Below are 23,981 nucleotides of genomic sequence, written 5' to 3'. Positions count from 1 at the left end.
TGTCGGAATGGTCGGCTGTTCCTCTTCCGAGAGGTCGATACCGGCGATGTATACGGACATTGTGAAGAGTGCGAGCAAGGCTTCCGTAGCCCGGATGAGATCGAGGCAAACAGTGGTTTTCTGACGCTGCTCAACGATTCCGAGGCCGACTGGGCCACCGGAGAGGAAATAGGACGCCCCGTCTGGGCGAACTACAAGATTTCCTCCTTAGGAGAGGGGGAGTAGGCCTCCTTCCCGACCCCATACGGCATAGCCGTGACAGAACCGCCTACGGCCGGCAGACGGTAACGTTCTGGCCTGCCACGCAGATGACCGTATTTAACTTTGGATTGCTTTTTGGTGATCACGCTGTGGATTGTACTTATAATTGGAGTGCAATCTATGGATAGTGAAGCCGCAATTCATGATGGTGCTGAGTTAAACCCAATTCTCGACCAGGTCGATGAGCACGGCGTACGAAGATATCTGTACAAATTCAAATTCTACGATGGCGTGATATGGCACCATTTTCCCATGTGGGTGCGTAATGAAGAAGATGCGAGAGCGAGGCTTGATATCGTTCGTCAGACCCTCTCCGAGCCGATCCGGCTTCGTGGTATCGGTCACCACTCACCGGAATCCGAAGAACGCCAACTCGTTGATCTTCATACCCAAAACGAGAGCCGGGCTTAGGTCCGGCTTCTCAGATGAAGCCTAGTTCAGCAGACGGTAGCCGATAATGATGGCAGTCAATGTCAGGCCCGCCCAGAGCAAAAAAATGAAGGTGTGACCGAGGGCTCTTCCAACGGCCCAACCGATTCGCCACGACAGCCGGGGCAAAGGCACGTCCTGAAACGCTGACCTATCTGTCGGTTCGTTCATACGCCACCCCGGTTACCGTGCTTCTCAGATGCTTCTCTCTGTATCCTCATTGGAGGGTAGAGACAGGGGCTTCATTATTATCCATTGGCGATTGGAACGATTTGGATAACAACTGGCGGAACCAAAAGGTATTCCCACCGTGGGTCCGGTGTGGCCGCTCCTCGCCAATATTGGTGTGCGTTATATGACGCGTAGGCGAATTGGCCACCAACCTTTAGCCAGTTCATGTCTGCCATGAAGCTCGCCGCTGGCATCATTTCGTAAACTGGCGCATCGCTGAAGGACTTTACCTGCTCAATGCTGTCGAACGCGAAATATGATTGCATTCGCGACGGTCTATCTGGGAAGTGCGCCAGACGCACAAATTCGAACACCAACTCGATCCCCTCATTGTGGGTGAGGAAAGGTTCGTTCTGGCCTTGAACCCAGTTCCTGCTCGTCAGGAATTGCCATCCGTGGATCGAAAGGCCTTCGGGGAACAGCTCTAGGCAGTGAACCCGCAGATCGTCGGATGTCGAAGTTCCGTCGTTCGCATTTAGGAATCCATACTCTATTCGTGGCGGCTCTTTCATCAGGGTTAGAGGGCCTTCGTGATACATGCCTCTGCGATCAGCCGAAAACAAACGTAGCGCCATCCACACTCAGCCCTTCCTAGGTTAGCCCATATCAGCCCTGAAGATTGCAACGCCTGATCGCAGGAGTCGATAGGCCATGCCATCACGCCCACCAGCCCATCGGCCTCCGATGCGAGGCGACAGACAGCAGCAGCATGGAAAGCACGACACGCAGCTAAGTGCGGTCGTCATTGCAAGGCGGGAACTACTGGCGCCTCGGCTACGCTGTAGGTGCATATCGACATGCTAGCCAACTGCGTTTTCCCGTTTACCGCGGATTCATGCAGAATCTGTTCGACCAGCAACAATTGCCCGGTCGACAGGTCGCGCCGAAGGGAGTGAACGAGTAGAAGTCGGCTCCCCTCAGTCGTAACATTTGCAAGAACCGCCGCGCGCTGGCGGCGCAACTCCAGGCCGTCCTCGACGCTATCCTTCCCCCAACCGAGGAAGAAACCAAGCACCATGTTAGTGGCGCCAGCGGCTAGGTCGGGAACCTTTCTGACGAGGTACGGGACTGATTGGTCGCTTTGCTTTTCCAATATGTTGCGCAACGACTTCGCTGCATTTTTCGTAAGCGTGAATGACTGTGATATTCGGCCGTTTCCGTCCAGTTTGATCAATTCAGCCTGATAGGCGGGCGAAAACTCCGCCTTGTCGGAAATCATAACGCCTTCACGATTTGACGAAAGCCATTTGGTCAAGGGGCTGAAGGCTATGTCGGTGATGAAGAACGGATCATTGCACGAGACCTCAGCTTTCGATGGGGCTGGAATCAGCCCGATCGAAACGCCAAGGAAAAAGGCCAAATTGACGCGAGAGAGGCGGCACACACTTCTCATTGTTCAATCCGCGTTCAGCGTGGCAGAATACTGCCGTCGAGACCATTGCCACTTCCACCCTGGGAAGACCCCGGCGTAGTGACCTCAACGACCGGATCATTTTCAGGCAGTGTGAACTCGATCGCTGAGTCGGCGCCGGACGTTGACGGGATCTCTAGAACTTCAGCTCTGCCCCCCGGCTGGAACATTGTCCCAGAATCGCCAGGGAACGCGATAATATCTGCTTGATCCTGTTCGCAGGAATCGCGGCATTGCATTATTTTGTCGCGTTGATCCTGGAAGTCTTGGCTGAGTGCTGGTGACGAGAAAAAGGAAAGAGCGCATATCATCAGGAAGAGATGCTTCATTTGCTATCCCCATTGTCCAAAGCCTTTATTTGCTGGCTCCTAAACAAGGTATTTAGCAAATATGGCTGTTTGTAGTTCAATCTTCATTGTGATCACTCGGCGGCAATTGGAGAGATGGAAACGGTGTTACAACGATGGCAAAACCTGAGAGTAGGTCGTCTGCACGTCAGCGCGGCTACGACACCAGATGGGAGAAGGCCCGCAAAGCCTTCCTTGCCAAGCCCGAGAACCAGTTCTGCGAGCGATGCAACGCGGCGGGTCTCCTGAACGTCGGCAACCTCCGCATGGATGGGTCAGCCCAGACGAACCCGAGGCGTATACATCTCGTCGTCAATCACCGCATTCCCCACAAGGGCGACCAGCGTCTGTTCTGGGACCGCTCGAACTGGGAAGTCGCCTGTCCCGACCACCATGACATCCGCATCCAGCAGGAGGAGCGTGGCAAGATTCGAAGCGGCACGGATATCAACGGCCGTCCGCTTGATCCGAACCATCCTTGGAACAAGGCTTAATCAGCGATGGCTTCGGTTTAGTCTCGGTTTGAGCTGAGCAATCAGGTGTCTTTCGATATCAAGGTAGGGCCGGATCAAACCGCACACTGTCGTTATCAACGGTGGCTGATGGGCCAGCGCCTTGAGCGGCCCGCTTCTTGCGATCTCAAACCATGCGGCTGCTTCGTGGGGAGGTGTCGGCCCGAGCCCGTCCCGAAGGCTTCGGTTGATGTGTTGAGGATACTGTCTCAAACGGTTTCCTACCGAAGGCTTGCTTGTACCAATCCGCAGAGGTTCGCCGTCAGAGGCAAACCAGACATAGACAGCCTCGGTTTGAAGCGCAGCCTCAGTGTTCAGGATGGAGAACGCAAAGCCCGTTCCGTGGTCATCCACCTCCATGGAGGCAACCAGAGCGAAGGCGGACCAATCGGGTGCAGCAGGAACTTCAGACATGGCCCATCAACCCCGCGAAACCCCGCGTCGTCAAGACTGGGAGGGGGTATCGAAAGTCAGGGGGCCTCGGGGGCCGGACCGGCCAGGGGCAGCGTTCGCACTGAGATCAAATCTGAAACAAAAAGTTGGGGCCACCCCGTAGGGGTGATTTGTCATGAACGTTGTCGGAATTGACGGCACCGGCGAGATCGTCGCCGAACCGGATTGGGAAAGCGTCTTCAACGACGTGCTCGAAATCGGCCAGGCGCACGAACATTGGCGCCGGGTCACGACCGAGTTGAAGGACCGCGCCCTGATGTCGCCGGGCAATGCCCACGCGCTTCAGCGCCTGGTCGTCGCGTATGTTCTCTACGATCGATCTCTACGGGAAGTGGCGGAAAACGGTGCTGTCACCCGACCAAAGCGGGGCAACCCGAAAGCCATTGCCAGGACCAGCCCGCATTTCGTTGCCATGCGTGAGATGGCGTCAGATGCCGCGGTGCTCGAAGCGGAGTTCGGCCTGGCACCTCGGCGCCGTTCGGCCGCCAGCAAAGCGGAACGCAAAACGAAAGTGACCCGGCCATCCGATGAGTTCACCAAGCGAAAGGGCTCATGATCCGGTAACGGCTTGGGCGCAAGACGCCCTCGACGGGAAGATCATTGTCGGCGATCTCGTCGCTTCGGCTGCGGAAAGGCACCTTCGAGATCTCCGGGAAGGTCCGGCGCGAGGTCTATACTGGTCAGTTGAGGCCGCTACCCGCCCGCTGCGGTTCCTGCCGGCAATGCTCACGATTACCGAGGGCGCCAAGGTCGGCGAGCCCCTCGACCCGCTGCCCTGGCATGTATTCTGCGCGGGGTCGCTTTTCGGATGGCGGCGCGAAAGCGGGCGGATGCGGTTCCGCTCGGGCTGGTTGGAGACAGGCAAGGGGCAAGCGAAAAGCCCGCTGATGGCCGGCATTCGCCGGTGGTGACGGTACGAACAAGCCGTTTGGTATCCTGAAGCGACGTGCCTGGTCGTCGATCGCGTCGGCATTCGTGTCCTGCGCGACCCCTTCACCAACAAGCCGTTCGTGCATTTCTACACGACCACGGGTATGCCCATCTTCGAGACAATTGACCCAGCAAAATTGTTTGTCGATCCTGCGTATCAAAGGGATATCGGCGAGCGGGGTCTGAGACAAATTCGGCGGGTGGTCGAAGGATTCGATTGGGCAAAGTTCAAGCCCCCGATTTGCGCTTACGCAGATCATGATGGGGCGACGGTACTTAAGGTCCTGGATGGTCAGCACACGGCTATCGCTGCCGCTTCGAACCCCTACATCACCGAAATTCCTGTGATGATCGTCGAGGCAGACGATACGGCTTCTCAGGCAAAGGCTTTCATCGGGCAGAATACTCAGAATTTGGCTGTGACCAATTTACAGCTTCATCAAGCGGCAATCGCAGCGGCTGATGAAGACGCGCTTACGTTGGAACTGACGTGCGCCGCGGCAAACGTGAAGTTACTAAGAACGCCAAACTCATACACGGGCGATGGGTCGAGGCAGACTATCGCTGTCAAGCAGATCGAAAGCCTGATTGCACGGCGCGGCCGGATCGTTGCGCGGCGCATTCTTGAGGTCATCGCAGATGCAGAGCGCGGGCCAATAACAGCCACGCAGATTAAGGCGGCTGAAATGCTGCTCACTGATCGCGAATATGCAGATCAAATCGACCCGGCCGATCTGACCTCAGCCATCGTCGACCTCTTATACACCGCAGAGGAGGAGGCGAAGTTTTATGTCATTTCGCATAAGGTCACGCTCTGGAAGGCGCTCGGGGTAGTCTGGTTCCGAAAGTGCAAGAAGCGCCGCGGCGCCGCGCTAAGGGTGGCATAAGGCAAACACAGTCGCGATAGCCTCACGCGACTCCACGCATTCATTTTTGTCAGCCTGACATCCTGGCGTCATGTGGCGCGAAGAAGAGAGCCCTCGGCGAAACCGTACGTTGGCGGGGATGGATCACTATATCCGCCCCTCTATATAGAGAGGCGGAGGTGAGGGCTGCGCGCCAAGTTTCACAATGGAATCAATGGGTGCAGTAAGTGGGTGGGTGAGGGAATATCACGGGCGAGAAAAGCAAAAAGCCCTGCTGAAACAGGGCTTTGCAAGAAATGGCTTGGTGGGCGATGACGGACTCGAACCGCCGACATCCTCGGTGTAAACGAGGCGCTCTACCAACTGAGCTAATCGCCCGCCGCGTTGGTGGCTGTGATCTATGCGGAACCGGATCGAACCGCAAGAGGGAAATGTCAAATTATTCTACATTTTTTGAACGGCCCGCGAAGATGCGAAAGGGTGTGGAAACATTTCGCACCGCCTCATTGTTTTGTCTTGAAACCTGCTTGACACCCAAACACGAACCCCGTAGTTAGCCGCTCATCGAACGGCGCAGGCCGCTCGGGACGGGTGTTTCACCCGGACGCTTTCGAGGATGCGGGTGTAGCTCAGTCGGTTAGAGTGCCGGCCTGTCACGCCGGAGGTCGCGGGTTCGAGCCCCGTCACTCGCGCCACTCGAAAGGCCGATGAAACAGTCGGGACCCCAGGGTCCATAAGATGCGCGGGTGTAGCTCAGTCGGTTAGAGTGCCGGCCTGTCACGCCGGAGGTCGCGGGTTCGAGCCCCGTCACTCGCGCCATTCTTTCTTCTCCTCCAGGTAGTTGCCGGTTTTTCCTCACGTAACGCCTTGAGCGCGGATTTTCGTCTTTCGCGGTGAATGTTTGCCGCCCTTCCTCCGTCTTCGTATAGCCTGCCCGATCGAAGAGGGGATTCGCATGCGTTACGTCACCATGGCTCTGTCCGGTTTTGCGGCACTTGTCGCGCTCAGCATTCTCTTTGGGTCGTGGTTCACAATCGACCAAGGCGAGCGCGGGGTGATTCTACGATACGGCGCTGTTGCGGGCACGGCGGATCCCGGTCTGGGCTTCAAGCTGCCTTTGATTGATTCGGTCGTGCGAATCTCCGTGCAGTCCAAGGCTATCGTCTATGAAAAGATGGAGGCCTACAGCCGCGACCAGCAGCCCGCCGATATCCGCCTTTCCGTCAATTACCGAATCCCCGCCGACCGCGTCGAGACCGTCTATGCCAATTACGGTGGCGAGGATGGGCTGCTTTCCCGTCTGATCGAGCGCAAGGTCTTCGAGGAGACGAAGACGGTTTTCGGCCGGTTCAATGCGGTGACGGCGATCCAGGAGCGCGGGCGGCTGAACTCCGAGGTCGCGGCGGCGATCCAGGAGGGTATTGCCGGGCCGGTGCTGATCGAAAGCGTGCAGATCGAGAACATCGATTTTTCGGAAGCCTATGAGGCGAGCATCGAGCAGCGCATGCTGGCGGAAGTCGAGGTGCAGCGCCTGCGCCAGAATGCCGAACGCGAAAAGGTGCAGGCGGAAATCACGGTGACGCAGGCGCGCGCGCAGGCGGATGCCCGCCGCGCGGAGGCGCAGGCGCAGGCCGATGCGGTGCGTCTGGCCGCCCAGGCCGAGTCGGAGGCGATCAAGCTTCGCGGCGAGGCGGAAGCCGAAGCGATCAAGGCGCGCGGCGATGCGCTGAAGGACAATCCCGGTCTCGTCTCGCTGACGCAGGCGGAGAAATGGGATGGCCAGCTTCCGCGCACCATGCTGCCGGGCGGCTCCGTCCCGATGCTCAATCTGAATGCGAACTAGCCGGGGAGGCGGCGTGGGCGGCGCTTTTTCTTCGCACCTGCGGCGAAACGTCCCGTGCCCTGACGGTCATGAAATCGTAACGATTTAAATGGCCTCGCCGCCGGCCTTTCCAGGCAGCCGGGAAAAGAATGTAATGATTGCGGCGAAAGCCGGACAAAGCCTTGCGCAGACACGCTCGCTGCGCTAACGACATGGCGTTGCAACATACTTTATCGGCTTGCAGGTCTTGGACCAACAGGCGTCTCTCTGGCGCCGACAGCAGGCAGGATGGACGCCAATGACTGAACTTCTCGGTTCCTATCTCCCGATCGCCATCTTCATCGGTATCGCGCTCGTTATCGGCATTGCCCTGCTGGTCGCGCCGTTTGCCGTCGCGCACAAAGCCCCCGATTCGGAAAAGCTTTCCGCTTACGAGTGCGGCTTCAACGCATTCGACGATGCGCGCATGAAATTCGACATCCGCTTCTATCTGGTGTCGATCCTCTTCATCATCTTCGACCTGGAAGTGGCCTTCCTGTTTCCCTGGGCGGTGTCCTTCGGTGAGCTCGGCTGGTTCGGCTTCTGGTCCATGATGGTCTTCCTCGGCGTTCTGACCATCGGCTTTATCTATGAATGGAAGAAGGGAGCACTCGAATGGGAGTAGCTCATACGAGCAACACGCTTGTTGCCCAGCAGCCCAAGGGGATCATCGATCCCTCGACCGGCAAGCCCATCGGCAGCAACGATGCTTATTTCGGCGAGATCAACAACGAGCTCGCCGACAAGGGGTTTCTGGTCACGTCGACGGACGAACTCATCACCTGGGCCCGTACCGGCTCGCTGATGTGGATGACCTTCGGTCTCGCCTGCTGTGCCGTGGAAATGATGCAGCTGTCGATGCCGCGTTACGACGTCGAGCGTTTCGGCTTTGCGCCGCGCGCCAGCCCGCGCCAGTCCGACGTCATGATCGTCGCCGGCACGCTGACCAACAAGATGGCGCCCGCGCTCCGCAAGGTCTATGACCAGATGCCCGAGCCGCGCTACGTCATCTCGATGGGCTCCTGCGCCAATGGCGGCGGATACTATCACTATTCCTATTCGGTGGTGCGCGGCTGTGACCGCGTGGTGCCGGTCGACATCTACGTGCCAGGCTGTCCTCCCACGGCGGAAGCGCTCCTTTACGGTGTGCTCCTGCTGCAGAAGAAGATCCGCCGGACCGGTACGATCGAACGTTAAGGGCAGGGGACTTTACACATGAGCGAAGCCCTCCAGGAGCTCTCCTCCTATATCGGCGAAGCCGCCGGCGGTCTCGTGACCGCCTCCGACATCGCCTATGGCGAACTTACGCTGAAGACGGACGCTGCACGCATCCTTGGTCTTCTGACGTTCCTGCGCGATGACGTGCAGTGCGGCTTCGTCAATCTCATCGATGTCTGCGGCGTGGACTGGCCGGCGCGCGCCGAGCGTTTCGACGTGGTCTATCACCTGCTGTCGCCGCGCCAGAACCAGCGCATCCGCGTCAAGGTCGCGACCGGCGAGGACGTTCCCGTTCCCTCGGCTTTCTCGGTCTATCCGGGTGCCGACTGGTTCGAGCGCGAAGCCTACGACATGTACGGCATTCTCTTCACCGGCCATCCGGACCTGCGCCGCATCCTTACCGACTACGGTTTCGAGGGGCATCCGCTGCGCAAGGATTTTCCGACGACCGGCTTCGTGGAAGTGCGTTACGACGACGAGGTCAAGCGCGTGGTGTACGAACCCGTCGAACTGAAGCAGGAATTCCGCAACTTCGACTTCCTCTCTCCCTGGGAAGGCACGGATTACGTGCTGCCGGGCGACGAGAAGGCGAAGCAGTAGTCAGGAAATAGGCAGTAGCCAATAGGCAGTAGGAAGGAGCAAGCGGACGACGATCAACTCCTATCAGGACCTGAAGGTTTGGCAGCGTGCCATGGATCTTGCGGTCGAGTGCTATGAACTGACACGGCGGTTTCCGCGTGATGAGGTTTATGGGATGGTATCGCAAATACGCCGGTCGGCGGTCTCTATTGCCGCCAACATCGCGGAAGGTCACGGCAGGGATGCTACAGGACACTATGTCCAGCATCTCAAGTTTGCCCAAGGTTCGCTGAAGGAGTTGGAAACGCACTTGATCCTCTCATCTCGCGTCGGCATTGCTTCACCAGATACGGTGGATGCCCTGATGAAAGCGAGTGATGAGGTTGGAAGGATGCTGAGGTCGCTGATCCGCAGTTTGCAGGATGGACGAAATGAACGCACGCAATGAACTAACCCCTACTGCCTACTGCCTATTGGCTAATTCCTCCCAGCGCGGAGCGCGCCCATGAACGAGCACAACGTTCGCAATTTCAATATCAACTTCGGCCCGCAGCACCCTGCGGCGCACGGGGTTCTCCGTCTGGTTCTGGAGCTGGACGGCGAAATCGTCGAGCGCGTCGACCCGCATATCGGCCTGCTGCATCGCGGCACCGAAAAGCTGATCGAGACGAAGACCTATCTTCAGGCCGTGCCCTATTTCGACCGCCTAGACTACGTGGCGCCGATGAACCAGGAGCATGCCTTCGCGCTCGCCGTCGAAAAGCTGACGGGCACGGAAGTGCCGATCCGCGGCCAGCTGATCCGCGTGCTCTATTCGGAAATCGGCCGCATCCTTTCGCACCTGCTCAATGTCACGACCCAGGCCATGGACGTCGGCGCGCTGACGCCGCCGCTCTGGGGCTTCGAAGAGCGTGAAAAACTGATGGTGTTCTATGAGCGCGCCTGCGGCGCGCGCATGCACTCGGCCTATATCCGTCCGGGCGGCGTGCATCAGGACCTGCCGCACGAGCTGGTGGAAGACATCGGCAAGTGGATCGATCCGTTCCTAAAGACCGTCGACGATATCGACGAGCTCCTGACCGGCAACCGCATCTTCAAGCAGCGCAACGTCGATATCGGCGTGGTGAAGCTGGAAGATTGCTGGGCCTGGGGTTTTTCCGGCGTGATGGTGCGCGGCTCGGGCGCTGCCTGGGACCTGCGCCGCTCGCAGCCCTATGAGTGCTATTCCGACCTCGACTTCGACATTCCGATCGGCAAGAACGGCGACTGCTACGACCGTTACGTCATCCGTATGATCGAAATGCGCGAAGCGGCCAAGATCATGCGCCAGTGCGTCAACCGCCTGCTCGGCGATGCCAAGGTCGGCCCGGTTTCCTCGGTCGACGGCAAGATGGTTCCGCCGAAGCGCGGCCAGATGAAGCGTTCGATGGAAGCGCTCATCCACCACTTCAAACTCTACACTGAAGGCTACCACGTGCCGGCCGGCGAAGTGTATGCGGCCGTTGAGGCGCCGAAGGGCGAGTTCGGCGTCTATGTCGTCGCCGACGGCACCAACAAGCCCTACCGCTGCAAGATCCGCGCGCCGGGTTATGCCCACCTGCAGGCCATGGATTTCATCTGTCGCGGCCACCAGCTCGCCGACGTCTCGGCGATCCTGGGCTCCCTCGATATCGTGTTCGGCGAGGTTGACCGCTGATGCCGAAAGTCGTCTTCGCCGCCATCGCTCTTCTCGCTGCCACCGCTGCCCATTCGCAGGACGCGGATACGGGCAGCGCTTCCAAGACGATGGGCCAGCTGGTGAGCGAAGGCTACGAAATCAAGGCGGCGGCGCCGAATGGCAGCCGCTACGTCATCTTCATGCAGAATGACCAGTCGGCCTATGCCTGCGAATTCGTCAACACGGCGAATACGCAGTGCAGGCCGATCAACTGAGACAAGGCGTTACAGAATGTCCGTTCGTCGACTAGCCGATGACAATGTCCAGCCCGCCAGCTTCGCCTTCACCAAGGAGAATGCAGCCTGGGCAGAGGCAACCATCAACAAGTATCCGAAGGGTCGTCAGCAGTCGGCCGTGATCCCGCTTCTCATGCGGGCGCAGGAGCAGGACGGCTGGGTCACCAAGGCGGCCATCGAATCCGTCGCCGACATGCTGGATATGGCCTATATCCGCGTGCTCGAAGTCGCGACCTTCTACACCCAGTTCCAGCTTCTGCCGATCGGCACGCGCGCCCATATTCAGGTCTGCGGCACCACGCCCTGCATGCTGCGCGGCTCGGAAGACCTGATCAACGTCTGCAAGAAGCGCATCCATCCCGAGCCCTTCCACCGCAACGAGAGCGGCACGCTCTCCTGGGAAGAGGTCGAGTGTCAGGGCGCCTGCGTCAACGCGCCGATGGTCATGATCTTCAAGGACAGTTTTGAAGACCTGACGCCGACGCAGCTCGAGCACATCATCGACCGTTTCGACGCCGGCAAGGGCGCGACCGTCGAGACCGGCCCGCAGGTCGATCGCGTCTTCTCCGCGCCGGCCGGCGGTCTCACCAGCCTGAACGAGCCTGACGCTCCGGCCAAGAAAACGACGACCCGCGCCAAGAAGACGGACGAGGGCAGCGTCAGCGTTCCTCCGTCGAATGCCGGCCGCGCCGAGACGCACGCCGTCGAGACCGATCCCAAGCTGAAGACCCCGGCTAACGCCAAGGCCGAAGCTGCCGCCAACACCAAGGCGAAGGGCGACACGCGCGCGGAAGGTGGCGATGCCGCCGCCAAGCAGCCGGTCGCCGCCACCGTCGGCAAGCCGTCGCTGGACGACAAGAACCGGCCGGCCGGCATTGAACGCCCGGCAACGCCCGACGACCTCAAGCTCATCTCCGGCGTCGGCCCGAAGATCGAGGGCATTCTGCACGAACTCGGCATCTTCACCTTCGCGCAGGTCGCATCGTGGACGCCGGAACAGCGCGAATGGGCCGACGGCTATCTGAATTTCAAGGGCCGCATCGAGCGCGACGACTGGGTCAGGCAGGCCGAGGCGCTCGCCAAGGGCGGTGAAGCGGAATACATCCGCGTTTTCGGCAAGAAGCCGCGGTAAAGAGGTGAACCATGCTTAAAGACCAGGATCGCATCTTCACCAATATCTACGGCACCAAGGACAAGTCGCTGAAGGGCGCCATGGCCCGCGGCCAGTGGGACGGCACCAAGCAGCTGCTCGAAAAGGGCCGCGACTGGATCATCAACGAGGTCAAGGCCTCTGGTCTGCGCGGCCGCGGCGGCGCGGGCTTCCCGACCGGCCTCAAGTGGTCCTTCATGCCGAAGGAATCGGACGGCCGTCCGCACTACCTCGTCGTCAATGCCGACGAATCCGAGCCCGGCACCTGCAAGGACCGCGATATCCTGCGCCACGATCCGCACACGCTGATCGAAGGCTGCGTGATCGCCTCCTTCGCCATGGGCGCCAATGCGGCCTATATCTACGTGCGCGGCGAGTTCATCCGCGAGCGCGAGGCGCTGCAGGCCGCCATCGACGAGTGCTATGACGCCGGTCTTCTCGGCAAGAACAACAAGCTTGGCTACGACATCGACATCTATGTCCACCACGGCGCCGGCGCTTACATCTGCGGCGAAGAAACCGCGCTGCTCGAAAGCCTCGAGGGCAAGAAGGGCCAGCCGCGCCTGAAGCCGCCGTTCCCGGCCAATATGGGCCTCTACGGCTGCCCGACGACCGTCAACAACGTCGAGTCGATCGCCGTCACCCCGACGATCCTGCGTCGCGGCGCCGGCTGGTTCTCCTCGTTCGGCCGTCCGAACAATGTCGGCACCAAGCTGTTCATGATGTCGGGCCACGTCAACACGCCCTGCACGGTCGAAGAGAGCATGGGCATCTCCTTCAAGGAGATGGTCGAAAAGCACGGCGGCGGCATCCGCGGCGGCTGGGACAACCTTCTTGCCGTCATCCCCGGCGGCGCGTCCTGCCCGGTCGTCAAGGCCGAGGACATGATGAACGTCACGCTCGACTTCGACGGTCTGCGCGACGTGAAGTCGTCGTTCGGCACCGGCGGCATGATCATCATGGATCGCTCCACCGACATCATCAAGGCGATCTGGCGCATCTCGGCCTTCTTCAAGCACGAGAGCTGCGGCCAGTGCACGCCGTGCCGCGAAGGCACCGGCTGGATGATGCGCGTCATGCAGCGCATGGTCACCGGCAATGCCCAGAAACGCGAAATCGACATGCTGTTCGATGTCACCAAGCAGATCGAGGGACACACGATCTGCGCGCTTGGCGACGCCGCAGCCTGGCCGATCCAGGGCCTCATCCGCAACTTCCGCCCCGAAATCGAGGCGCGTATCGACCAGTACACCGCCAATGCCATGGATCATGGCGCGGTGCTGGAAGCAGCGGAGTAAGACGATGACGAAGCCGGTAGGACAGGATGCGAATGCGACCAACGTCCCGCCGGCTGAAGCCTCCGGCGCCGATCCCTTCGGGTTCTCGCCATGGCTGAAGGACATGCCCGATGTGTCTCGGCATCCGCTGATGGCAAATCCGGTGATGGCAATTGCGGCGACCACCGCGCTTGGTTTCAGCATTGCAGGCCAGATGGCCGGCATGATGCTGGGCGTGATGCAGACAGCGGCGGAGCAGGCGAAGGCGGCGATGGACGAAGCGGCCGAACGGGCTGCGAAGGCTGAAGCCGAAGAGACAAAGGCGGCGCCGGTCAAGGCGAAGCCGGAGCTGCGGGTGGTTCCGAAGGAGCCGGTAGCAAGGGCGGAAACGCCGGTTGCCGAGCCGAAGGTGAAGGTGGCGCGGGAGAAGAACGCGACGCCGAAGGCGGTTGAAGCAAAGCCGGTGCGCAAGACGCCGGCAGCGAAGGCCGCCAAAGCCGATGACCTGAAGGTGATTTCGGGCATCGGGCCGAAGCTGGAGCAGGTGCTGAACGGCATGGGCTTCAAGCGTTACGCTGACATCGCGGCCCTCACGGCTGATGATGTGGCAAGGATCGAAGCCGAACTCGGGTTCAGCGGGCGCATCGCCCGCGACGGCTGGGTAGAGCAGGCAAAGACGCTGGCAAAGGGCAGGGGCTGAGCCCCACCGGACCCGGCAGACGGAACAAAGGCGAACGGGAAGGGCGACAGCCCGGAGCGGATGCCGGAGAAAAGGCGCTGGCGAGACACGGGCTTCGTGTCAAAGCGGGAATTGAGATATGGCAAAGCTGAAAGTCGACGGAAAAGAAATCGAAGTCCCGGATCACTTCACGCTGCTTCAGGCGTGTGAGGAGGCGGGCGCCGAGGTTCCGCGCTTCTGTTTCCACGAGCGGCTGTCGGTTGCCGGCAACTGCCGCATGTGCCTCGTCGAGGTGAAGGGTGGCCCGCCGAAGCCGGCGGCCTCCTGCGCTATGGGTGTGCGCGACCTGCGCCCCGGCCCGAACGGCGAAGCGCCTGAGGTCTTCACGACCACGCCGATGGTCAAGAAGGCGCGCGAAGGCGTGATGGAGTTCCTGCTCATCAACCACCCGCTGGATTGCCCGATCTGCGACCAGGGCGGCGAATGCGACCTGCAGGACCAGGCGATGGCCTTCGGCATCGACTCGTCGCGCTATTCCGAGAACAAGCGCGCCGTCGAGGACAAGTATATCGGCCCGCTCGTCAAGACGATCATGAACCGCTGCATTCACTGCACGCGTTGCGTTCGCTTCACGACGGAAGTCGCCGGGATCACCGAGCTTGGCCTGATCGGCCGCGGTGAAGACGCCGAGATCACCACCTATCTCGAACAGGCGATGACCTCGGAGCTGCAGGGCAATGTGGTCGACCTCTGCCCGGTCGGCGCGCTCACCTCCAAGCCCTTCGCCTTCACGGCCCGTCCGTGGGAATTGAACAAGACCGAATCGATCGACGTCATGGATGCCGTCGGCTCGGCTATCCGAGTCGATACGCGCGGCCGCGAAGTCATGCGCATCCTGCCGCGCATCAACGAAGAGATCAACGAAGAGTGGATCTCCGACAAGACCCGCTTCATCTGGGACGGCCTGAAGACACAGCGCCTCGACCGCCCCTATGTCCGCAAGGACGGCCGCCTGCAGCCCGCCTCGTGGGCCGACGCCTTCGGCGCCATCAAGGCCGCCGTTGCTGGCACCTCGGGCGATCGCATCGGCGCGATTGCCGGTGATCTCGCCTCCGTCGAGGAAATGTTCGCGCTGCGCGAACTGATGGCCTCGCTCGGCTCCAAGAACATCGACTGCCGTCAGGACGGCTCGCAGCTCGATCCGTCGCTCGGCCGCGCCAGCTACCTGTTCAACCCGACCATCGAAGGCATCGAGCAGGCCGACGCGCTGCTCATCGTCGGCGCCAATCCGCGCCTCGAAGCCGCCGTTCTCAACGCCCGCATCCGCAAGCGCTGGCGCATGGACAACTTCCCGATCGGCGTGATCGGTGAACAGGCGGAGCTGCGCTACGGCTACGAGTATCTCGGCGCCGGCACGGACACGCTTGCCGCTCTCGCCGATGGTTCGCTGTCCTTCATCGACAAGCTGACGAAGGCCGAGCGTCCGATGATCATCATCGGCCAGGGTGCGCTGTCGCGCGCCGATGGCCTCGCCGTTCTCTCGGCCGCTTCCGCGCTGGCGGAGAAGGTCGGTGCGGTCAAGGCGGACTGGAACGGTCTGGCCGTTCTGCACACTGCGGCCTCGCGCGTCGGCGGCCTCGACCTCGGCTTCGTGCCGGGCGAGGGCGGCAAGACGGCGGCCGACATGCTATCGGGCACCGACGTGCTGTTCCTGCTCGGCGCCGACGAGATGGACTTCGCCAACAAGTCCGCCTTCACGGTCTATATCGGCTCGCATGGCGATAACGCGGCGCATGTCGCCGACGTCATCCTGCCGGGCGCGACATATACCGAGAAGTCGGGCACCTGGGTCAACACCGAAGGCCGCGTCCAGATGGGCAACCGCGCCGGCTTTGCACCGGGCGACGCCCGCGAGGACTGGGCGATCCTGCGCGCGCTGTCCGACGTGCTCGGCAAGAAGCTGCCGTTTGATTCGCTCCTCCAGCTGCGCGCGAAACTCTATACCGCACACCCGCATTTCGCCGCGATCGACGAGATTGCATCAGGCGAAATCGCCGATCTCTCCGCGCTTGCGAAAAAAGGCGGGACGATGGCGAATTCCGGGTTTGCGTCTCCGATCAAAGACTTCTATTTGACGAACCCGATAGCGCGCGCCTCCGCGGTCATGGCCGAATGCTCGGCGCTTGCCCGCAACAATTTCAAAGCCGCGGCGGAATGAGCGCGAAGGAATAAGACGGTATGGACGCTTTCATTTCGACCTACGTTTGGCCTGCGGCCATCATGATCGGCCAGTCGCTTCTGCTGCTGGTTCTGCTCCTGGTGTCCATCGCCTTCATTCTTCTGGCCGACCGCAAGATCTGGGCGGCCGTGCAGCTGCGCCGCGGCCCGAACGTCGTCGGCCCCTGGGGTCTCTTCCAGTCCTTCGCCGACCTCTTGAAGTTCGTCTTCAAGGAGCCGGTCATCCCGGCGACGGCCAACAAGGTGATCTTCCTGCTCGCACCGCTCGTCTCGGTGACGCTGGCGCTCGCCACCTGGGCGGTCGTGCCGGTCAACGACGGCTGGATGATCGCCAACATCAATGTCGGCATCCTCTACATTTTCGCGATCTCCTCGCTTGAAGTGTACGGCATCATCATGGGCGGCTGGGCTTCGAACTCGAAGTACCCGTTCCTCGGCGCGCTGCGCTCCGCGGCACAGATGGTCTCCTACGAAGTGTCGATCGGTTTCGTCATCGTCACCGTGCTGCTCTGCGTCGGTTCGCTGAACCTCTCCGACATCGTCTATGCGCAGCATGACGGCCTCGGCACGCGCCTCGGCCTGCCGGCCTCCTTCCTCGACTGGCACTGGCTGTCGCTGTTCCCGATGTTCATCGTGTTCTTCATTTCGGCGCTTGCCGAAACGAACCGCCCGCCCTTCGACCTTCCGGAAGCCGAATCCGAACTCGTCGCCGGCTTCATGGTCGAATACGGCTCGACCCCGTACATGATGTTCATGCTCGGCGAATATGCCGCCATCTGCCTGATGTGCGCGCTGACCACGATCCTCTTCCTCGGCGGCTGGCTGCCTCCGGTCGACGTCTGGTTCCTCAACTGGGTTCCGGGCATCGTGTGGTTCGTCATCAAGGGCCTCTTCGTCTTCTTCATGTTCGCGATGGTGAAGGCCTTCGTGCCGCGCTACCGCTACGACCAGCTCATGCGTCTCGGCTGGAAGGTTTTCCTTCCGATCTCGCTCGCCATGGTCGTCATTACCGCATTCGTGCTGAAGCTCATGGGGACTGCATGACGATCGCGCCCCGCCTCAGCAGCATTGGAGCTTGAAATGGCTAGTCTCTCGCAAGCCGTAAACTCGCTGTTCCTCAAGGAATTCGTCGGCGCGTTCTTCCTGTCGATGCGCTACTTCTTCCGCCCGAAGGCAACGGTGAACTATCCCTTCGAAAAGGGCCCGGTCTCTCCGCGCTTCCGCGGCGAGCATGCGCTGCGCCGTTACCCGAACGGTGAAGAGCGCTGCATCGCCTGCAAGTTGTGCGAGGCGATCTGTCCTGCCCAGGCCATCACCATCGAGGCGGGTCCCCGCCGCAACGACGGCACGCGCCGCACGGTGCGTTACGATATCGACATGGTGAAGTGCATCTATTGCGGCTTCTGCCAGGAAGCCTGCCCGGTCGACGCCATCGTCGAAGGTCCGAACTTCGAGTTCTCGACCGAGACGCGCGAAGAGCTCTACTACGACAAGCAGAAGCTCCTCGAGAACGGCGATCGCTGGGAGCGGGAAATCGCCCGCAACATCGCTATGGATTCGCCTTACCGCTGATCGGCGGAGGGCATACTGAACTTCAAGTGCCTGACGAGTGCGTTCGTCAGGCTTCGACGGGGAGGGGGACCTTCTCCGGGGAAGACGAAAAGGCACCAAAATGGGTCTGCAGGCTCTATTCTTCTATATCTTCGCCTTCGTGGCGGTGGCGTCCGCCTTCATGGTGATCGCGTCCAGGAACCCGGTCTATTCCGTGCTGTTCCTGATCCTCACCTTCTTCAATTCGGCGGGCCTGTTCCTTCTGACGGGCGCCGAGTTCCTGGCGATGATCCTGCTGGTCGTCTATGTCGGCGCCGTCGCGGTTCTCTTCCTCTTCGTCGTCATGATGCTCGACATCGATTTTGCCGAATTGAGGGCTGGCGCCCTTGAATATGCGCCGGTCGGCGCGCTGATCGGTATTATCCTGGCGATCGAACTGGTCGTCGTCGTTGGCGGCTCGACGCTCTCGCCTGAGATCGCCGCCAATGCCTCGATGCCGATCCCGCCGATCGCGGAACGCCAGAACACCGCCGCCCTCGGCGACGTGCTCTATACGAACTACGTCTACTTCTTCCAGATTGCCGGCCTCGTGCTGCTCGTCGCCATGATCGGCGCGATCGTGCTGACGCTGCGCCACAAGCCGAATATCAAGCGCCAGAACATCTCGCAGCAGGTTGCCCGCACGCCGGAAACCGCCGTCGAGGTGGTCAAGGTGAAGCCCGGTCAGGGCATCTGAGGCAGCGCGGGACCAAGGATAAAGAAAAATGGAAATCGGTATTTCCCACTATCTCACCGTCAGCGCCATCCTCTTCACGCTTGGCATTTTCGGCATCTTCCTGAACCGGAAGAATGTCATCGTCATCCTGATGTCGATCGAACTGATCCTGCTGTCGGTCAACATCAACATGGTGGCGTTCTCGCACTTCCTGAACGACATCGTCGGCCAGGTTTTCGCGCTGTTCATTCTGACCGTCGCGGCTGCGGAAGCGGCCATCGGTCTTGCAATTCTCGTCGTCTTCTACCGCAACCGCGGTTCGATCGCCGTCGAAGACGTCAATATGATGAAGGGCTGATCGGGTCATGGATACCATCATCAAGGCAATCGTCTTCCTCCCGCTCACCGGCTTCCTGATCGCCGGCATCGGCGGCAACACGATCGGCGCCAAGGCGTCGGAATATATCACATCCGGCTTCATGATCATCGCGGCCGTTCTGTCCTGGATCGTCTTCTTCGACGTGGCCATGGGCGAAACGGAGATGCTCAAGGTCAGCGTGCTGCGCTGGATCCAGTCCGGCGGCTTCGATGTCGAATGGGCGTTCCGCGTCGATACGCTGACGGCCGTCATGCTCGTCGTCGTCAATTCGGTCTCGACGCTCGTGCATGTCTATTCGATCGGCTACATGCACCACGATCCGCATCGCCCGCGCTTCTTCGCGTACCTGTCGCTCTTCACCTTCGCCATGCTGATGCTGGTGACGTCGGACAATCTGCTTCAGATGTTCTTCGGCTGGGAAGGCGTGGGTCTCGCATCCTATCTGCTGATCGGCTTCTGGTACAAGAAGCCGTCGGCCTGCGCTGCCGCCATGAAGGCCTTCATCGTCAACCGCGTCGGCGACTTCGGATTCGCGCTCGGCATCTTCTCGGTTTTCGTGCTGTTCGGCTCGATCAATTTCGAGACGATCTTCGCGACCGCCGCGACCTACCTGCCGGCTGAAGGCGCTGCGGATGCGACCGCACCCGTCATCAACCTCTTCGGCATGACGCTCGACAAGTCGCAGGCGCTCACCGCCACCTGCCTGCTGCTCTTCATGGGCGCGATGGGCAAGTCGGCGCAGTTCCTGCTGCACACCTGGCTGCCGGACGCCATGGAAGGCCCGACCCCGGTTTCGGCCCTCATCCATGCCGCAACCATGGTCACCGCCGGCGTCTTCCTCGTCGCCCGCATGTCGCCGCTGTTCGAACTGTCGCACACGGCCCTGATGGTCGTGACGCTGGTCGGCGCCATCACCGCCTTCTTCGCGGCGACCGTCGGCCTCGTGCAGAACGACATCAAGCGCGTCATCGCCTATTCGACCTGCTCGCAGCTCGGCTACATGTTCGTGGCGCTCGGCATCGGCGCTTACGGCGCGGCGATCTTCCACCTCTTCACGCACGCCTTCTTCAAGGCGCTGCTGTTCCTGGGCGCCGGTTCGGTCATCCACGCCGTCGATGGCGAGCAGGACATGCGCTACATGGGTGGCCTGCGCAAGCATATCCCGGTTACCTTCTGGATGATGACGATCGGCACGCTCGCGCTGACCGGCGTCGGCATCCCGGGCACCGTCATCGGCTTTGCCGGCTTCTTCTCGAAGGATGCAATCATCGAATCGACCTTCGCGTCGCACAGCCCGCTTGCCGGCTTCGCCTTCACGCTGCTGGTCATCGCCGCGCTCTTCACGAGCTTCTACTCCTGGCGCCTGGCCTTCATGACCTTCTTCGGCAAGCCGCGCGCCTCCGCCGACGTCATGCACCACGTGCATGAATCGCCTGCCGTCATGCTCGTTCCGCTCTACCTTCTCGGTGCGGGCGCCGTGCTGGCCGGTTACTTCTTCGTGGAGTATTTCTACGGCCACCACTATGCTGAATTCTGGCAGGGCGCGCTGTTCACGCTGCCGGAAAACGAGCTGGTCAACGAGTACCACCACGTCCCGCTTTGGGTGGAGTGGAGCCCGTTCGCCGCCATGGCCATCGGTTTCGTCACCGCCTGGTACATGTACATCCGTTCGCCGGAAACGCCGAAATACCTCGCCGAGCAGCATCGCGGCCTCTACCAGTTCCTGCTCAACAAGTGGTACTTCGACGAACTCTACGACTTCCTCTTCGTGCGCCCCGCCATGTGGCTCGGCCGTACGCTGTGGAAGAAGGGTGACGGCGCCGTCATCGACGGTCTCGGCCCGAACGGCATTGCCGCCCGCGTCGTCGACGTCACCGACCGCGTCGTGCGCCTGCAGACCGGTTACCTCTATCACTACGCATTCGCGATGCTGCTGGGTATTGCAGCACTCGTTACCTGGATGATGCTCGGGAGCTCCCTCTGATGACCGATTGGCCCATTCTTTCAGCGGTCACCTTTCTCCCGCTCGTCGGCGTGGCGCTTCTGCTGCTGACCCGTGAGGACAGCCCGTATGGCCGCCGCAACATCCTGAACGTCGCGATGCTGACGACGGTCGTCACCTTCGTGCTCTCGCTCTTCATCTGGATCGGCTTCGATTATTCGAACCCGGGCTTCCAGATGACCGAGAAGCATGAATGGCTCGGCACCGGTATCTCCTACCATCTCGGCGTCGACGGCATCTCCATGCTGTTTGTCATCCTCTCGACCTTCCTGATGCCGTTCTGCGTGCTTGCAAGCTGGAACACCATCGAGAAGCGCCTGAAGGAATACATGATCGCCTTCCTGCTTCTGGAAGTGTTCATGGTCGGCGTCTTCGTCTCGCTCGATATCGTTCTGTTCTACGTGTTCTTCGAAGCGGGCCTCATTCCGATGTTCATCATCATCGGCGTATGGGGCGGCAAGGATCGCGTTTACGCGTCCTACAAATTCTTCCTCTACACGCTGCTCGGTTCGGTTCTGATGCTGCTCGCCATCATGGCGATGTACTGGCAGGCCGGCACGACCGACATCACGGAACTGCTCGCTTACAACTTCCCGGCCCATATGCAGACCTGGCTGTGGCTCGCCTTCTTCGCGTCCTTCGCGGTGAAGATGCCGATGTGGCCGGTCCACACCTGGCTTCCCGACGCGCACGTCCAGGCGCCGACGGCGGGCTCGGTCATCCTGGCCGGCGTGCTGCTGAAGCTTGGCGGCTACGGTTTCATCCGTTTCTCGCTCGCCATGTTCCCGCTGGCATCCGACTATTTCGCGCCCTTCGTCTTCACGCTGTCGGTCATCGCCATCATCTACACCTCGCTGGTGGCGCTGATGCAGGACGACATCAAGAAGCTGATCGCCTATTCGTCGGTTGCCCATATGGGCTACGTCACCATGGGCATCTTCGCGGCGAACATGCAGGGCCTGCAGGGCGCCATCTTCCAGATGCTGTCGCACGGCATCGTCTCCGGCGCGCTCTTCCTCTGCGTGGGCGTGGTCTATGACCGTCTGCACACCCGCGAAATCGCGGCTTATGGCGGTCTCGTCAACAATATGCCGAAATACGCCGTCGCCTTCATGATCTTCACCATGGCGAATGTCGGTCTTCCCGGCACCTCCGGCTTCGTCGGCGAAATCATGACGCTGGTCGGCGCCTTCCGCGCCAACACCTGGGTCGCCTTCTTCGCCACGACGGGCGTCATCCTCTCGGCCTCCTATGCGCTGTGGCTTTACCGCCGCGTGATCTTCGGTGCGCTCGAGAAGGAAAGCCTGAAGTCGCTGCTCGACCTGTCGGGCCGTGAAAAGGCGCTGCTCTATCCGCTGGTGATCCTGACGATCTTCTTCGGTGTCTATCCGGCACCGGTCTTCGATGTGACGGCGGCCTCGGTCGACGCGCTTCTCAATCAATACTCCGCGGCTCTGCAAGCGGCGCAATCCGTTGCGCTCACAGCGAACTGAGGACGGGACCAAGACATGACCGCTGATACTCTCCTTGCCAGCCTTCAGCTCTCGACGCCCGAGATCATTCTCGCCGTCGGCGCCCTGGTCCTGCTGATGATCGGTGTGTTCTCGGGCGAGCGCTCGGGCACCACCGTGATCGGCCTTGCCGTCGCCGTCCTGATCATCGCCGGCCTCTGGCTGGTGCTTGCGACCGGCGAAGGCCAGGCCTATGGCGGCGCCTTCGTGTCGGATGCCTTCGCCAAGTTCATGAAGGTGCTGGCGCTCATTGGCTCCATCACCGCCATGGTGATGACCGTCGGCCACGCCCGCTCGCAGCAGCTCGACCGCTTCGAGTTCCCGGTGCTGATCGTGCTCTCGACGCTCGGCATGCTGCTGATGATCTCGGCCAACAGCCTGCTGTCGCTCTACCTCGCGCTGGAACTCCAGTCGCTCGCCCTCTACGTGGTCGCCGCGATCAACCGCGACAGCCTGCGTTCGACGGAAGCCGGCCTGAAGTACTTCGTGCTCGGTGCGCTTTCCTCGGGCATGCTGCTCTACGGCATGTCGCTGGTCTATGGCTTCACCGGCCATATCGGCTTCCAGGACATCGCGGCCGCGCTCAGCGCCGAGGGCCGTTCGCTCGGCCTCGTCTTCGGTCTGGTGTTCATCCTTGCCGGTCTCGCCTTCAAGATCTCGGCCGTGCCGTTCCACATGTGGACGCCGGACGTTTATGAAGGTGCGCCGACCCCGGTCACGGCCTTCTTCGCTGCTGCGCCGAAGGTCGCCGCCATGGCCATGCTGGTGCGCATCGTCATCGAGGCTTTCCAGCCCGTCGTTGCCGACTGGCAGCAGGTCATCGTCTTCATCTCGATTGCCTCCATGCTGCTCGGTTCCTTCGCCGCCATCGGCCAGAAGAACATCAAGCGCCTGATGGCCTATTCGTCGATCGGTCATATGGGCTATGCGCTTGTCGGCCTCGCCTCCGGCTCCATGGCCGGCGTGCGCGGCGTGGCGCTCTACATGCTCATCTACATGGTCATGACGCTCGGCACCTTCGCGATCATCCTCGCGATGCGCCGCAAGGACGGGGAGAATGTCGAGGAGATCAGCGATCTCGCCGGTCTCTCCTCGACCAACCCCTTCATGGCGACCGTCCTGACGATCCTGATGTTCTCGCTCGCCGGCATTCCGCCGATGGCAGGCTTCTTTGCCAAGTACTTCGTCTTCATGGCGGCCATCGAGGCGCAGCTTTATGCACTCGCCATCATCGGTGTGCTCTCCTCGGTCGTTGGCGCCTACTACTACCTGCGCGTCATCAAGGTGATGTGGTTCGATGAGGCGACCGGCGAATTCGCCCGTACGGCAGGCGAGCTGAAGCTGGTCTTCGGTCTCTCCGGCCTGTTCGTTCTCGGTTACGTGCTGATCGGCGGCCCGATCGGCAATGCGGCCGAAGCTGCGGCGCGG

General features: G+C 60.8%; 28 protein-coding genes and 3 tRNA genes. 26 read left to right on the top strand and 5 right to left on the bottom strand.

All coding sequences use genetic code 11. The features are described from left to right. On the top strand, window positions 1–225 hold a 225-nt coding region (locus ACOZK4_RS05645; RefSeq protein ID WP_421590926.1), incomplete at its 5' end, for a hypothetical protein. 156 nt (window positions 226–381) lie between these two features. Beyond that, window positions 382–672, top strand: coding sequence for a hypothetical protein (locus tag ACOZK4_RS05640; RefSeq protein ID WP_421590925.1), 291 nt, complete (start codon window positions 382–384; stop codon window positions 670–672). Between the two features lie 266 nt (window positions 673–938). Here the strand turns inward: ACOZK4_RS05640 and ACOZK4_RS05635 are convergent, their stop codons facing one another. The 3 genes from ACOZK4_RS05635 to ACOZK4_RS05625 form a co-directional block, all read right to left on the bottom strand. Next, complete coding sequence (locus ACOZK4_RS05635; RefSeq protein WP_421590924.1) at window positions 939–1,496, bottom strand: hypothetical protein; 558 nt, start codon at window positions 1,494–1,496, stop codon at window positions 939–941. Window positions 1,497–1,663: 167 nt separating this feature from the next. Further along, window positions 1,664–2,314 (bottom strand): hypothetical protein, encoded by a 651-nt coding sequence (locus ACOZK4_RS05630; protein WP_421590922.1) that lies wholly within the window; start codon window positions 2,312–2,314, stop codon window positions 1,664–1,666. Window positions 2,315–2,328: 14 nt separating this feature from the next. After that, complete coding sequence (locus tag ACOZK4_RS05625) at window positions 2,329–2,661, bottom strand: hypothetical protein (protein ID WP_421590920.1); 333 nt, start codon at window positions 2,659–2,661, stop codon at window positions 2,329–2,331. Between the two features lie 134 nt (window positions 2,662–2,795). On the opposite strand from ACOZK4_RS05625, the gene ACOZK4_RS05620 reads away from it, so the two are divergent. Beyond that, on the top strand, window positions 2,796–3,173 hold the full coding sequence (locus tag ACOZK4_RS05620; RefSeq protein ID WP_421590918.1) for a hypothetical protein: 378 nt from the start codon (window positions 2,796–2,798) through the stop codon (window positions 3,171–3,173). Here the strand turns inward: ACOZK4_RS05620 and ACOZK4_RS05615 are convergent, their stop codons facing one another. Next, complete coding sequence (locus ACOZK4_RS05615; RefSeq protein WP_421590916.1) at window positions 3,174–3,605, bottom strand: hypothetical protein; 432 nt, start codon at window positions 3,603–3,605, stop codon at window positions 3,174–3,176. It abuts the gene before it with no gap. A 154-nt stretch (window positions 3,606–3,759) separates the two neighbouring features. On the opposite strand from ACOZK4_RS05615, the gene ACOZK4_RS05610 reads away from it, so the two are divergent. From ACOZK4_RS05610 to ACOZK4_RS05600, 3 genes are all read left to right on the top strand, one after another. Further along, window positions 3,760–4,200: a P27 family phage terminase small subunit gene (locus ACOZK4_RS05610; RefSeq protein ID WP_261004139.1), complete on the top strand. Its 441-nt coding sequence runs from the start codon at window positions 3,760–3,762 to the stop codon at window positions 4,198–4,200. Beyond that, complete coding sequence (locus ACOZK4_RS05605; RefSeq protein WP_421590915.1) at window positions 4,172–4,555, top strand: terminase large subunit domain-containing protein; 384 nt, start codon at window positions 4,172–4,174, stop codon at window positions 4,553–4,555. The genes ACOZK4_RS05610 and ACOZK4_RS05605 overlap by 29 nt, the downstream gene beginning before the upstream one ends. A 99-nt stretch (window positions 4,556–4,654) precedes the next feature. After that, a complete protein-coding gene (locus ACOZK4_RS05600; RefSeq protein WP_421590913.1) occupies window positions 4,655–5,461 on the top strand; it encodes a hypothetical protein in 807 nt (268 codons plus the stop codon). Between the two features lie 281 nt (window positions 5,462–5,742). On the opposite strand, the gene ACOZK4_RS05595 is transcribed toward ACOZK4_RS05600, so the two are convergent. Then, window positions 5,743–5,818, bottom strand: a tRNA-Val gene (locus ACOZK4_RS05595). Between the two features lie 240 nt (window positions 5,819–6,058). On the opposite strand from ACOZK4_RS05595, the gene ACOZK4_RS05590 reads away from it, so the two are divergent. The 20 genes from ACOZK4_RS05590 to nuoN form a co-directional block, all read left to right on the top strand. Beyond that, window positions 6,059–6,135, top strand: a tRNA-Asp gene (locus ACOZK4_RS05590). Between the two features lie 47 nt (window positions 6,136–6,182). Continuing rightward, window positions 6,183–6,259, top strand: a tRNA-Asp gene (locus tag ACOZK4_RS05585). Between the two features lie 136 nt (window positions 6,260–6,395). After that, window positions 6,396–7,283 carry a prohibitin family protein gene (locus ACOZK4_RS05580; RefSeq protein ID WP_421590912.1) on the top strand — a complete coding sequence of 296 codons (888 nt, stop codon included), beginning with the start codon at window positions 6,396–6,398 and terminating at the stop codon, window positions 7,281–7,283. Between the two features lie 277 nt (window positions 7,284–7,560). Continuing rightward, window positions 7,561–7,926, top strand: coding sequence for an NADH-quinone oxidoreductase subunit A (locus tag ACOZK4_RS05575; RefSeq protein ID WP_313524316.1), 366 nt, complete (start codon window positions 7,561–7,563; stop codon window positions 7,924–7,926). Beyond that, window positions 7,917–8,498, top strand: coding sequence for a NuoB/complex I 20 kDa subunit family protein (locus tag ACOZK4_RS05570; RefSeq protein ID WP_160860354.1), 582 nt, complete (start codon window positions 7,917–7,919; stop codon window positions 8,496–8,498). Before ACOZK4_RS05575 ends, ACOZK4_RS05570 begins: the two co-directional genes overlap by 10 nt. An 18-nt stretch (window positions 8,499–8,516) precedes the next feature. Continuing rightward, entirely contained in the window at window positions 8,517–9,119 is a 603-nt protein-coding gene (locus ACOZK4_RS05565; RefSeq protein ID WP_313524310.1) for an NADH-quinone oxidoreductase subunit C, read from the top strand. A 52-nt stretch (window positions 9,120–9,171) separates the two neighbouring features. After that, window positions 9,172–9,546 carry a four helix bundle protein gene (locus tag ACOZK4_RS05560; protein ID WP_313524331.1) on the top strand — a complete coding sequence of 125 codons (375 nt, stop codon included), beginning with the start codon at window positions 9,172–9,174 and terminating at the stop codon, window positions 9,544–9,546. A 57-nt stretch (window positions 9,547–9,603) separates the two neighbouring features. Continuing rightward, window positions 9,604–10,794 carry an NADH-quinone oxidoreductase subunit D gene (locus ACOZK4_RS05555; RefSeq protein WP_313524308.1) on the top strand — a complete coding sequence of 397 codons (1,191 nt, stop codon included), beginning with the start codon at window positions 9,604–9,606 and terminating at the stop codon, window positions 10,792–10,794. After that, a complete protein-coding gene (locus ACOZK4_RS05550) occupies window positions 10,794–11,030 on the top strand; it encodes a hypothetical protein (protein WP_421590909.1) in 237 nt (78 codons plus the stop codon). Before ACOZK4_RS05555 ends, ACOZK4_RS05550 begins: the two co-directional genes overlap by 1 nt. Window positions 11,031–11,046: 16 nt before the next feature. Beyond that, window positions 11,047–12,183: an NADH-quinone oxidoreductase subunit E gene (locus ACOZK4_RS05545; protein WP_421590908.1), complete on the top strand. Its 1,137-nt coding sequence runs from the start codon at window positions 11,047–11,049 to the stop codon at window positions 12,181–12,183. Window positions 12,184–12,194: 11 nt separating this feature from the next. Further along, window positions 12,195–13,499: an NADH-quinone oxidoreductase subunit NuoF gene (gene nuoF / locus ACOZK4_RS05540; protein ID WP_421590907.1), complete on the top strand. Its 1,305-nt coding sequence runs from the start codon at window positions 12,195–12,197 to the stop codon at window positions 13,497–13,499. Between the two features lie 4 nt (window positions 13,500–13,503). Next, window positions 13,504–14,178 carry an NADH:ubiquinone oxidoreductase gene (locus tag ACOZK4_RS05535; protein ID WP_421590906.1) on the top strand — a complete coding sequence of 225 codons (675 nt, stop codon included), beginning with the start codon at window positions 13,504–13,506 and terminating at the stop codon, window positions 14,176–14,178. 118 nt (window positions 14,179–14,296) lie between these two features. Further along, on the top strand, window positions 14,297–16,375 hold the full coding sequence (nuoG, locus tag ACOZK4_RS05530) for an NADH-quinone oxidoreductase subunit NuoG (RefSeq protein ID WP_421590905.1): 2,079 nt from the start codon (window positions 14,297–14,299) through the stop codon (window positions 16,373–16,375). Between the two features lie 20 nt (window positions 16,376–16,395). Then, a complete protein-coding gene (gene nuoH / locus ACOZK4_RS05525; RefSeq protein WP_313524290.1) occupies window positions 16,396–17,439 on the top strand; it encodes an NADH-quinone oxidoreductase subunit NuoH in 1,044 nt (347 codons plus the stop codon). A 36-nt stretch (window positions 17,440–17,475) separates the two neighbouring features. After that, window positions 17,476–17,967 (top strand): NADH-quinone oxidoreductase subunit NuoI, encoded by a 492-nt coding sequence (gene nuoI, locus ACOZK4_RS05520; protein ID WP_023513863.1) that lies wholly within the window; start codon window positions 17,476–17,478, stop codon window positions 17,965–17,967. 100 nt (window positions 17,968–18,067) lie between these two features. Continuing rightward, window positions 18,068–18,682: an NADH-quinone oxidoreductase subunit J gene (locus tag ACOZK4_RS05515; protein ID WP_313524287.1), complete on the top strand. Its 615-nt coding sequence runs from the start codon at window positions 18,068–18,070 to the stop codon at window positions 18,680–18,682. A 28-nt stretch (window positions 18,683–18,710) separates the two neighbouring features. Next, window positions 18,711–19,019 carry an NADH-quinone oxidoreductase subunit NuoK gene (gene nuoK / locus ACOZK4_RS05510; RefSeq protein WP_313524284.1) on the top strand — a complete coding sequence of 103 codons (309 nt, stop codon included), beginning with the start codon at window positions 18,711–18,713 and terminating at the stop codon, window positions 19,017–19,019. Window positions 19,020–19,026: 7 nt separating this feature from the next. Next, the gene (gene nuoL / locus ACOZK4_RS05505; protein WP_421590903.1) at window positions 19,027–21,024 is read left to right on the top strand and encodes an NADH-quinone oxidoreductase subunit L; all 1,998 of its coding nucleotides are present in this window, start codon (window positions 19,027–19,029) and stop codon (window positions 21,022–21,024) included. Beyond that, entirely contained in the window at window positions 21,024–22,535 is a 1,512-nt protein-coding gene (locus tag ACOZK4_RS05500; RefSeq protein WP_421590902.1) for an NADH-quinone oxidoreductase subunit M, read from the top strand. Before nuoL ends, ACOZK4_RS05500 begins: the two co-directional genes overlap by 1 nt. 15 nt (window positions 22,536–22,550) lie before the next feature. Continuing rightward, the coding region (nuoN, locus tag ACOZK4_RS05495; RefSeq protein ID WP_421590900.1) for an NADH-quinone oxidoreductase subunit NuoN at window positions 22,551–23,981 on the top strand (1,431 nt) is incomplete at its 3' end.

The sequence above is a fragment of the Shinella sp. M27 genome (assembly GCF_049199905.1).
GTDB lineage: Bacteria > Pseudomonadota > Alphaproteobacteria > Rhizobiales > Rhizobiaceae > Shinella.
This window is presented reverse-complemented; position numbering and strand designations above follow the sequence as displayed.